Source organism: Bacillus sp. AFS055030, from assembly GCF_002574545.1.
Taxonomy (GTDB): Bacteria; Bacillota; Bacilli; order Bacillales; family Bacillaceae_G; genus Gottfriedia.
On record NZ_NUGT01000040.1, the window covers coordinates 1 to 10,993 of the forward strand.

At 32.9% G+C, this 10,993-nt stretch carries 11 protein-coding genes; 3 read left to right on the forward strand and 8 right to left on the reverse strand.

What is annotated here, in order from left to right; genetic code table 11:
• Positions 1 to 129: 129 nt before the first annotated feature.
• Positions 130 to 414, forward strand: coding sequence for a YiaA/YiaB family inner membrane protein (locus tag CN925_RS15265; RefSeq protein WP_098847085.1), 285 nt, complete (start codon positions 130 to 132; stop codon positions 412 to 414).
• Positions 415 to 483: 69 nt separating this feature from the next.
• On the opposite strand, the gene CN925_RS15270 is transcribed toward CN925_RS15265, so the two are convergent.
• The 5 genes from CN925_RS15270 to CN925_RS15290 all read right to left on the reverse strand — a co-directional run bounded on the left by CN925_RS15270 (position 484) and on the right by CN925_RS15290 (position 4,475).
• The gene (locus tag CN925_RS15270; RefSeq protein ID WP_098847087.1) at positions 484 to 1,824 is read right to left on the reverse strand and encodes a glycosyltransferase family 2 protein; all 1,341 of its coding nucleotides are present in this window, start codon (positions 1,822 to 1,824) and stop codon (positions 484 to 486) included.
• 142 nt (positions 1,825 to 1,966) lie between these two features.
• Positions 1,967 to 3,406 (reverse strand): flavin monoamine oxidase family protein, encoded by a 1,440-nt coding sequence (locus CN925_RS15275; protein ID WP_098847090.1) that lies wholly within the window; start codon positions 3,404 to 3,406, stop codon positions 1,967 to 1,969.
• 172 nt (positions 3,407 to 3,578) lie between these two features.
• Positions 3,579 to 3,773, reverse strand: a complete 195-nt coding sequence (locus tag CN925_RS15280) for a helix-hairpin-helix domain-containing protein (RefSeq protein ID WP_180232980.1) — start codon at positions 3,771 to 3,773, stop codon at positions 3,579 to 3,581.
• Positions 3,774 to 3,790: 17 nt separating this feature from the next.
• The gene (locus CN925_RS15285) at positions 3,791 to 4,015 is read right to left on the reverse strand and encodes an alpha/beta fold hydrolase (RefSeq protein WP_098847096.1); all 225 of its coding nucleotides are present in this window, start codon (positions 4,013 to 4,015) and stop codon (positions 3,791 to 3,793) included.
• Position 4,016: 1 nt separating this feature from the next.
• Entirely contained in the window at positions 4,017 to 4,475 is a 459-nt protein-coding gene (locus CN925_RS15290) for an alpha/beta fold hydrolase (protein ID WP_098847099.1), read from the reverse strand.
• A 193-nt stretch (positions 4,476 to 4,668) separates the two neighbouring features.
• Here CN925_RS15290 and CN925_RS15295 point away from each other — a divergent pair, with 193 nt between their 5' ends.
• Positions 4,669 to 5,265, forward strand: a complete 597-nt coding sequence (locus CN925_RS15295; protein ID WP_098847101.1) for a DedA family protein — start codon at positions 4,669 to 4,671, stop codon at positions 5,263 to 5,265.
• Between the two features lie 142 nt (positions 5,266 to 5,407).
• Here the strand turns inward: CN925_RS15295 and CN925_RS15300 are convergent, their stop codons facing one another.
• Genes CN925_RS15300 through mce form a run of 3 tightly spaced genes read right to left on the reverse strand, consistent with a single transcriptional unit; the run spans position 5,408 to position 8,513 of the window.
• Entirely contained in the window at positions 5,408 to 6,526 is a 1,119-nt protein-coding gene (locus CN925_RS15300) for a M20/M25/M40 family metallo-hydrolase (RefSeq protein ID WP_098847104.1), read from the reverse strand.
• 38 nt (positions 6,527 to 6,564) lie between these two features.
• A complete protein-coding gene (locus CN925_RS15305) occupies positions 6,565 to 8,106 on the reverse strand; it encodes an acyl-CoA carboxylase subunit beta (RefSeq protein ID WP_098847106.1) in 1,542 nt (513 codons plus the stop codon).
• Positions 8,103 to 8,513: a methylmalonyl-CoA epimerase gene (gene mce, locus CN925_RS15310; protein WP_098847109.1), complete on the reverse strand. Its 411-nt coding sequence runs from the start codon at positions 8,511 to 8,513 to the stop codon at positions 8,103 to 8,105. Before mce ends, CN925_RS15305 begins: the two co-directional genes overlap by 4 nt.
• Before the next feature lie 444 nt (positions 8,514 to 8,957).
• Here mce and CN925_RS15315 point away from each other — a divergent pair, with 444 nt between their 5' ends.
• Complete coding sequence (locus CN925_RS15315) at positions 8,958 to 10,616, forward strand: M4 family metallopeptidase (RefSeq protein WP_098847111.1); 1,659 nt, start codon at positions 8,958 to 8,960, stop codon at positions 10,614 to 10,616.
• Positions 10,617 to 10,993: the final 377 nt, after the last annotated feature.

The following is a 10,993-nucleotide window of genomic DNA, read 5'->3' on the forward strand; positions in this document are numbered from 1 at the left end:
CTATTTAACACTAAATTTTATATAATAATATCAGACGTTAAGATTTTATAGAAATATTTATCTCTTATTTAATTGCAGTTTTAAACGTCAAAAATTTAAGGAAAATCTTATCGGGGAGCGTGATAAAATTTGCAAAAGCATAGACGTAGAAACACACCAGCATTCACTGTTTTAGCCTACTTTACATTAGTTGCTGGAGTTTTTTTATTTTGTATCGGACTCTACAATGCAGATATGGAATTAAACGAAAAAGGTTATTATATTGCAGTTATGCTGTTAGTTGCAGTAGGGTCAATTTTAACCCAAAAGGTTGTGCGTGATAATGCTGAAGATGATGATATTATCGCTGATCAAGAAGTTCAATTAAAGATGAAGTTGGATAGTTCAACAAAAAAAGAAACAAATAATCTATAATAACAAAAAGAGGATCACAAAAAGTACTTTGACTTTTTTGTGACCCTCTTTTTTATGATCGTAAAGTTTTTATTCCCATACTCGTTTTAATTTAAAGAATTCTTGAATATAGCCATATAGTGAAACTGGTGACATAATCATTTGATAGCATAAAAGGAAGAATAGAAATCCTATACGATTATTTCTTATTCTTAAATTTAAATTACGGAAAACATAGTTTTTCTGGTAAAAATAAAGGATTGAATAACTAAAAAATGTTAATGGTAGAACTAATAAAGTCATCGGACCAACAATAAGGTTGATTCCAAAAAAGGCCAAAATTAATCCAGGAATCCAACATACTGTGTAAATAAAATCTAAGTAAACCATCATGAGATTAATACCAGTTAAATACTTTGTATAAACTTGTGGTTGTTGCCACGGTTTTATTTCAATTAGTCCTTCAACCATACCTCTTGCCCATCTTGATCTTTGTTTAGCAAAATGTCCGAATGTTGTAGGTGCATCTGTAAATGCAACTGCTAATGGTTCAAAGTATACCTTCCATTGCTTCTGTAGAAGTCTCCATGTTAAAACAATATCTTCTCCAATTGCATCTGGCCAACCTTTAACTTCCTTTACACAATCGGTTTTATATAAACTAAAAGCACCTTGTGCAACAAGTGTTCCTTGATATAATCCTTGAAGTCTTTTTATTGAAGCAATACCTAAGAAGTAGTCCCACTCTTGAATCTTAGTCCAAAAAGTTTCACGACTATTACGAACTAACATTGAACCAGCAACAGCACTAACATCAGAAGGACTACTTTTTATTCTTGAAACTAAGTATCTTATTGCAGAAGGATGAATTAGTGTATCTGCATCTAGTGTAATGACATATGGTGTTTCTACATACTCTAAGCCCAAATTAAGCGCATGAAACTTACCTGGTTTTGGTTGATGTAATAAAGTAATATTTGACTTAAATTCTTTTTTCGCCCTCATTACTTCTCGATCAGTAGCATCAGTTGAATTGTTATTTATTACGATAACCTTTATTTCTCCAGTATAGTCTTGATTTGAAATATATTTTAACGTATTAAAAATAGCACCTTCTTCATTATAAGCAGCAACTAACACCGTCACCGGATCATTTGGAAACTCATTTTTAAAATTCGGTTGTTTATCGAGTAGTAAACTTATTACCAAAAAAGTGCTCATATAACCTGGTATATAGGCAATACCACCTATTATTATGATCGCTACTGGCATCGTAACAACATCAGATAAATCCTTTACCCAAGGAATTGACAAATAGATAGAAAAAAGTAACCAAGAAAATGATACAAAATGGCTAAACCAAAATTTCTTATTTACTGTTAAATAATATCGGTTTCTTTTTTTGTGTATAGGAGACAAGTTGGGTTGCAATAGCCTTCCCCCTTATATATGAATTTATATCGACAGCTCATTATATCACTATAATTTATGATAATATGCAAGTAACTTTTGGTAAAAATAGTTTTAAAGCAAAAAAAGAACCATTGCGGTTCTTTTTTTGCCTTTTCATTATTTACAGACCATTTATTTCAAAAGCAACTCGCACACCTGACTCAATTGCACCTTGTATCCATCCAGGTAAAGTTGAAGTATGAGCGCCTGCAAAATGTACTTTACCCTCGGGTGTACTTATAGCTTTGCCAAAATCTGATAATTGTTCTGGTTTAAACATAGTAAAGGCACCATTTGCGAAAGGATAATTTGACCAACTATGCGTAATCCCACCCATAAACTCTTCATAAACTTCAAATCCATACACTTTGGCTAGATTATTTAAAGCCATTCTAATCCGGTCGTCCTCTGACTTACTATTCCAGATAAAAGCATCATCTCCCCAAGTATAGCTGGCAAGCAAAATCCCAGTACCATCCCCACCAATATCGTGACTTGGAAAATATGAAAATCTAATTGGTAAATCAGTTATCAGCTTACCACCTTTTGTACCTCGTTTCTCCCAAAACTTTGATCTAAATTGTAGACCGATTTTCATTGAATCTACATAATGCAATTCGCTAATTGCTCTCAATTTTTTATATGAAAACGAATTTACAGGAATAATATCAATGAAATTTAATAATGAAAAGGGTAATGTAATAATTGCTAAATCTCCAGAGACCTCATAGTTTTTTTGATCAAGAGTATTTTTAGACTGAATCGTTACTTTTGAATCATTTTGAATTATTTTTGTTACACGTTGATGATAAAATATATTATCTTTTAATAAACCGATAAAAGAATTTGGTAACTTTTCATTGCCACCTGTTATTTCGAAAAATTTTAGACCTTCCGTTAAAAGAACCATTACCTCTCTTAGAACCGCCGGAAATGATAGTTCTGGAAACCCCTCGACGCCTATCAGTACTTTTATCATTTCAATAGCTTCACCAGACAAAGAAACTCCCACTGGATTATATCGTAAGAAAGCATCAATTGAGTACTTATCATATTTTCCAATTACAATGTCCCAGTTTTTTTCAGGATCCTGTTTAATAAATTCAATTACTGGTTGGATAGCTAATTTTAATAACTCTTCCGCTGTTTTTCCTTTTTCAAAATCATTCACAGGGAAACCTAATATATCTGGATTCTTATCAACACTTTTTTGGTCAGTATGAATATTATTTACAAAAATTAAATCTTCTGGTGTTGAGTTAATGAATAAATTTATTGGTAAATGAAACTTTTTTATATATTCCAAAGTAAGTAAGTGTGTTGAAGGTATTCTCATTGCTCCAAGCTCTACATATTGATTATTGACAAATGGAGGAAATCTTTTAGTATATATGCGTCCTCCAACCCGATCGTTTGCTTCTAAAATTGTTACTCGATGTCCAGCATCTTTTAATAAAGATCCAGAAACTAAACCAGCCATTCCTGCTCCTGCTATTATAATATCCTTAGGAGCTCCTGTTTTAGGTAAACCATTTCGAATTATTGATATCATTTGATCCATCGTTAATAATGTTATTGATATCAACCCCTTATCAATACTATATCTATTCAAATTTATTCAATAAATAATCATAGTAGAATAGATCATTCCGATTGTAGTTTTTAGTAAATTTTTGCATTTCGTTTATAAAATAAAAAAGAACTGAAATTATCAGTTCTAGATCTAGCCAAAATTATTTTTTAAAAGATAAGCCCTTCTCTTCCAATGCATTTCTAATTGTCATCAACGCTTTAGGTCCCATCCCATGTAATTTTAATACTTGGACTTCACTTAATTGTGTGAATTGCTCCAAATGTAAGTAACCTGCCGAAGTTAAAGCTCTAATCGCTGGTTTGGCTAATCCTTTTGGTAGTGAACTTTCACTCAAATAAAATTCCCTCCTATTTAAAATTTTTTATCAAGCCAATCGAATAGATCGGTTTTCATACGATTTGTGATTGTATGATTTACATCCTTATATTTTAGAAAATCTATTTTAGCATTGTAATTTGTTGTTAAAAAATCAAGTTGCCCATCAATTGGAATAACAAGATCCGATTCACCATGTAAGAATAAAATAGGTTTTTTTGTTGTACTACCTATAAATTTAGGGTCATATTTTAAAAACATTTCAAATTCTTTTTTCTTTTAATGGTGCTCTTCTATCCTTTTTACGAAAATCCTTCTCAGAATAAATATAAGAACTTGATCCATTAATATTAATTAATCCGGCATAACTAGTATTTGAAAAAAACATTCCACTTGCAATAAAACCGCCCATTGAACTACCGAGCAGAATTGACTTTTCCTTTTGTAAATTTAGTTGTTGGATTATGTCATCTTCTTCATCAATTGTTTCAAATATCGTCTTCCAAAAATATCTTTGTAAAATTTTTTGATCAAAATGGTTAGTTAGAGCTTGTCTAGAATCATGGTATTTAATTTCGGGAATAACAACTTTGAATCCTAATTTAGATAGTTCTTTACCGAGTTGTTTTTGTGATTCAATCGTTGAACCCCAACCATGAAACATTATGATTGTTTCATTTCTACTAACTAAATCTGGGGTTATTTCATAATAATTAATCATTTTTCCCACCTAAATTTCTTTTATTTTCTTAGTAAGATTAAATCATTCTAATAATAACAAATTATTTGAATTTTGAATTGCTATATGAATGAAAATGCTATAAAATACTCTTGCTTATAACAATGATAAGATCTTTATAATAATTTTTTGCCTATGTACTTCACGCGGAAAAAATCGAGGATGTGTATGATCAATGGTTCATCATTTAAACTTAATTATTACTCACTATGGTTATTTAGGCATCATTTTAGCATTAACAGGAGGTATTATTGGTTTACCATTACCTGATGAAATACTTTTAACATATATCGGTTATAATGTATTTGCAGATAGATTATCCTATTTACCTTCATTAGCTTGTGCGATTATTGGAATCATTTTGGGAATTTCTTTAAGCTATTTACTTGGATACAAATTTGGGTTACCTTTACTAAATAAATATGGACCAAAAGTTTATATTACTGAGAAAAAAATTGAAATGACAAAAAGTTTATTTTCTAAATTTGGGCCATTTATTCTTATAATCGGATTTTTTATTCCTGGAGTTAGGCATTTAACGGCTTATTTTGCTGCCATTAATAAATATTCTTTTAAAAAATTTGCGTTATTTGGGTTTATTGGAGCGATCCTTTGGGGATTCACTTTTATCACATTAGGAAAAATTTTAGGTGAAAAATGGGATAAAGTGGCATCTTTATTTGCAAAGTATAGTTTAGTCATATTTCCGACTGCCTTATTGATTGCGATTGTATTCTTTTTGCTATTTAGAAAACGTTTAACTACAAATTAGAATTGGGAGAGTTAGGGACTTCTTAACTAAGTGATTCATTTATTGATTTCGTGTGATAGGTTGTTTCCACTACTTACCGGTAAATTGCACAGCATCATAAATAAAAAAAACGAGACACAACTGTCTCGTTTTTTTAACTTAATTATTTTGCAACTTCTTCTACAATTGCAATGACCATTTCAGCAGTTTTTACTAACTCTTTAATTGGCATTCTTTCATTTGTTGTGTGGATTTCTTCATAACCGATTGCTAAGTTTACAATTGGGAAACCGTGACCTGCGAATACGTTCGCATCAGATCCTCCACCACTTTGTTTTAATGCAGGAGTACGTCCAATTTTTTCTGCTGCACGTTTTGCAACTTCAACAACGTGATCTCCTTCTCCAAATTTAAATCCTGGGTACATAATTTGAACTTCTACTTCAGCACGTCCACCCATTTCAGTAGCTGCTTCTTCAAAAGCAGCTTTCATTTTAGCTACTTGAGCTTCCATTTTTTCACCAATTAATGAGCGAGCTTCAGCTAAAATATTCACTTGATCGCATACGATATTTGTTGCACTTCCACCTTCGAAACGTCCGATATTTGCAGTCGTTTCTTCGTCAATTCGACCAAGTGGCATTCTTGCAATTGCTTTAGAAGCAATTGTAATCGCTGAAACGCCTTTTTCAGGTGCAACACCAGCATGTGCTGTTTTACCATAAATAGTTGCAATTACTTTAGCTTGAGTTGGAGCTGCTACGATAATGTTACCTACTTCTTCATCACTATCTAATGCATATCCAAATTTAGTAGTGATTAATTTTGGATCCATTGCTTTTGCGCCATGTAATCCAGATTCTTCACCAACCGAAATAATAAATTGGATTTCACCATGCTCAATATTTTGTTCTTTAATGATTTTTACTGCTTCTAAAAATGCTGCGATACCCGCTTTATCATCTGCACCTAGAATTGTAGTTCCATCAGTAACGATGTATCCATCTTTGATTGATGGCTTGATTCCTTTACCTGGAGTTACTGTATCCATATGACAAGAGAAGAAAATACCGTCTACGCCTTCTTTAGTAGCAGGCATTGTAGCAACAATATTTCCAGCACCGTGACCTGTAACACCCATCGTGTCGTCTTCAAAAACATTCATTCCAAGCGCTTCTAATTTTTTCTTTAAAACCTTTGCAATTTCAGCTTCAAACTTAGTTTCAGAGTCTACTTGTACTAATTCTAAAAATTCTTCAACAATACGTTGTTCATTAATCATTTGTGTCATGCCTCCAAATTGTATATGTAAAAAAACGTCTACAAAGGTATATTACCATGTTTTTTTGCTGGGCGCTTTTCATTTTTGTTTTTTAATACTTCTAATGATTGAATTAGCTTTTTTCTAGTCATCCTTGGATCAATTACATCGTCGACTAAACCGTATTTTGCAGCAACGTAAGGATTAGAAAATTTCTCTTTATATTGATCCATCCATTCTGATCTTAACTCATCTGGTCGATTACTTTGAGAGATTTCTTTTCCGTATAATATATTTACAGCACCTGCAGCACCCATTACAGCGATTTCAGCGTTTGGCCATGCAAACACTAAATCTGCACCAATCGATTTACTATTTAATGCAACATATGCTCCACCAAATGCTTTTCTCGTAATGACTGTAACTTTTGGAACCGTTGCCTCAGAGTACGCATATAAAAGCTTAGCACCATGTCTTATTATACCTCCATGCTCCTGTTTTACACCAGGGAAAAACCCTGTCACATCAACAAAAGTGATGATTGGTATATTAAAACTATCACAAAAACGAATAAATCTAGCACCTTTATCGGCTGAATGTAAATCTAATCCTCCAGCCATAAATTTAGGTTGATTACAAACGAGTCCTATTACTTCACCATTTAATCTAGCAAACCCTACAACTAAATTTTTAGCAAAATCTTTTTGAACCTCAAAAAAGGAATCATCATCTACAATCATTTCGATTATTTTTTTAACATCATAAGGTCGACTACTTTCATCTGGAATAAGTTCCATTAATTCATCTATATCTTTTTCAGTTTTCATTTTAGTAGGAGCTTTTTCTTCCCAATGTGCCGGTAAATACTCCATTAAATTTCTTACGACCTTAAGAGCCTCTTCTTCCGACTCAGCTTGAAAATGAGCATTTCCACTTATCTCATTATGGACTTTAGCTCCACCTAAATCCTCTGCAGAGATTTTTTCACCTGTAACACTTTCGATTACCTTAGGTCCAGTAATAAACATTTGGCTAGTTCCATTAACCATGATCACGAAATCAGTAATTGCCGGTGAATAAACAGCACCACCTGCACATGGCCCCATAATCACTGAAATTTGTGGTACGACCCCAGAATAAATTGTATTCCGATAAAAAACATGTCCATAACCGTCTAGAGAAAGAACACCTTCTTGGATTCTCGCACCGCCTGAGTCATTTAATCCAATAATCGGAGCTTTGCACTGTACTGCCATGTCCATTAATTGACTTATTTTTTTCGCATGCATTTCACCTAATGCACCACCGAACACAGTGAAATCTTGTGAAAAGACAAAGACAGTTCGATCGTTAATTTTTCCGTACCCCGTCACAACTCCATCGCAAGCACCATTTTGTTCATCCATTCCAAAATCTGAACATCGATGCTGGACAAAACTAAATAACTCAACAAAACTCCCTTCATCTAATAGCATGTCTATTCTTTCTCGTGCAGTAAACTTTCCACGTTCATGTTGTTTCTCAATCCGTTCAAAGCCACCACCTTGCTCTATTTCAGATTTCTTTTCATATAGTTTATAAAGATCATCATACTTGCTCAATTAAACTCCCCCCTTTTTTGAACAATTTCGATTAATACTCCGAATTGTTTAGGGTGTATAAAAGCAACTTTTGAACCATCACTCCCATTACGAGGTGAATGATGGATTAAATTAAATTGGCGTTTTTTTAATTCTAAAAGTGATTTTTCGATGTCATCTACTTGGAAAGCAATATGGTGCAATCCTTCTCCCTTTTTTTCAATAAATTTATGAACAGGATTCGTTGATGTAAGGGGTTGGATTAATTCAATATTAATTTTATTCGTTTTAAAAAGCGCAACTTCCACTCCTTGGTCATCTACTATTTCTCGGTATGAGTATGATAAACCTAAATCACTCTCATACTTTTTAATACTATCGTTTAAGTTTTTTACACAGATTGCCATATGATCTATATTTGTGAACATTTTTTGCCCTCTCCTTCAAATCAATGCTTTTTTTAGAAACATTTTATGTACTGTAATCAGTTCTACAGTACATAAGCTATTACTTAAACAATATTCAAGAAAGTGGACAAACATGATTAAAACCGTTCCTTTATATAACCGTATTACATGAGATGGAACTAAAAATGAAAACGTAATTTCGGAACTAGATTGATGTAAGCTAAGCACCAGAATTCCAAGCAATAAAAAAAGTTCGAAGGCATTCTCCTCACTTTTCTCTTTTAATTAAAACAATATGACTAATTAATAATGGAGTTGTAAATTAAACTCGTTAAAAAGACATAATTTATTAAATTTAATTTAAAAAAGGTGCAATTAATGCAGTTTTTTGTAGTTTGTAAACCTACTAAATTACATGATAATATTAGCTCGTTATCACTATTTGTTAACTGGGGAGGAATTTAAGTGAACAAAAAAGTTTTAGCAGTTGGGTTATCTTTAGGACTAGCAACAAATAGTTTTTCTTTCACAAATACATATGCTGCACCAAAAAATGTGTTATCTAGCTACAAGTATAATGAATCTGTTGGATCACCTGAGTTTGTTTCAGGACAGCTGACAAAGTCATCAACAAAAAGTCCTAAAGACATTGTATTTGGTTATGTAAATGCTAACAAAGATAAATTCAAACTCGGTATGAAATCCTCAGAAGAATCATTCATCATTAAGTCTAGCAATAAAGATATGTTAGGTACCGCTCTTCGACTACAACAAGTATATAATGGTGTACCAGTTTGGGGCTCTACTCAAACGGCATTAGTTGGAGATGATGGTGTTCTAACAGTTTTCTCTGGTACAGTAGCTCCTAATCTAGATACAAAAAAAGGCCTTAAAGTCGAAAAGAAAGTAAATGCCAACAAATCAATTAAAATTGCAGAAGCTGACCTTGGCTTTACTCCTACCTATGAAAAAGATCCTACATCTGAACTAGTCGTTTACACAAATGGTGATGAAGCTACTTATGCTTACCTTGTAAACTTAAACTTCCTTTCTCCAAAACCTGGAAACTTTAATTATTTCATTGATGCATCAACTGGAAAAATATTAAATAGCTATAATAATTTAGATGAAGCACATAGTAGCGCTCCTGGAAAACCGGGCGGTACAGGAAGTACTACAAATACAACTGGAACTGGAGTTGGCGTACTTGGTGATTCAAAAACACTAAATATGACCGTATCGGGTTCAACTTATTATTTACAAGATAATACTAGAGCCCCAGGTGGTATTTTCACTTATGATGCAGCAAACCGACAACGTCTTGCTGGTACACTTTGGACAAGTCCTGATAACCTTTTAAATAGCACATATGATGCGGCTGCAGTTGATGCACATTATTTTACTGGATTAACATTTGATTATTATAAAAATGTTTTTAATCGTAATTCCTATGATAATAAAGGCGGTGCACTAAAATCGAGTGTCCATTATAGTCGTAAATACAACAATGCGTTTTGGAATGGTTCACAAATGGTTTATGGCGATGGTGATGGTACAACGTTTATTCCTTTATCAGGTGGGATTGACGTAGTAGCACATGAGTTAACCCACGCAGTTACAGAAACTAGCTCAAATTTAATTTATCAAAATGAATCTGGTGCACTAAACGAAGCAATTTCTGATATTTTTGGTACTATAATAGAGTTCTATAATAATAAAAACCCAGATTACCTGATTGGTGAAGATATTTATACACCAAAAATAGCAGGTGATGCACTACGTTCGATGAGTGATCCAACTAAATTTGGAGATCCAGATAACTATAATAATCGTTACACTGGAACTGCTGACAATGGAGGAGTTCATACAAATAGCGGTATTATTAATAAAGCTGCTTACTTAATTGCTCAAGGTGGAACTGCTTATGGCGTGACTGTTACGGGAATTGGAAATACTAAGCTAGCTCAAATTTTCTATCGTGCAAATACAACATACTTAACAGCTTCCTCTACGTTCAGTCAAGCTCGTGCGGCATGTTTAAAAGCAGCCTCTGACCTTTTCGGTACTAGCTCTTCTGAAGTAACTACAGTAAGTAAAGCTTTTGATGCAGTTGGAGTTAAGTAAAATTTTAATGATATAGTGAGGAAAAAAAGGATGTTTCGTAAGCTAAAAATGCTTATGAGACCCTTTTTTTATTTGAAGTATAGACTTATAAATTGGTTAGGATCTGATGAATCTCGTTTAATCTAATTGATTTCAAGAGGAAGTAAAATGCAAAAAATCGCTCTTTTAGTTCCTCTTAAGGCTGTCATGAGGAAGTATAATCCAAAAAAACACTCGTATAGTTCCTCTTGAGGCTGTTATGAGGAACTAAAATACGAAAAAAAGCTCTTTTAGTTCCTCTTGAGGCTGTCATGAGGAACTATAATCCAAAAAAACACTCGTATAGTTCCTCTTGAGGCTGTTATGAGGAAGAATAATCCAAAAAAACACTCGTATAG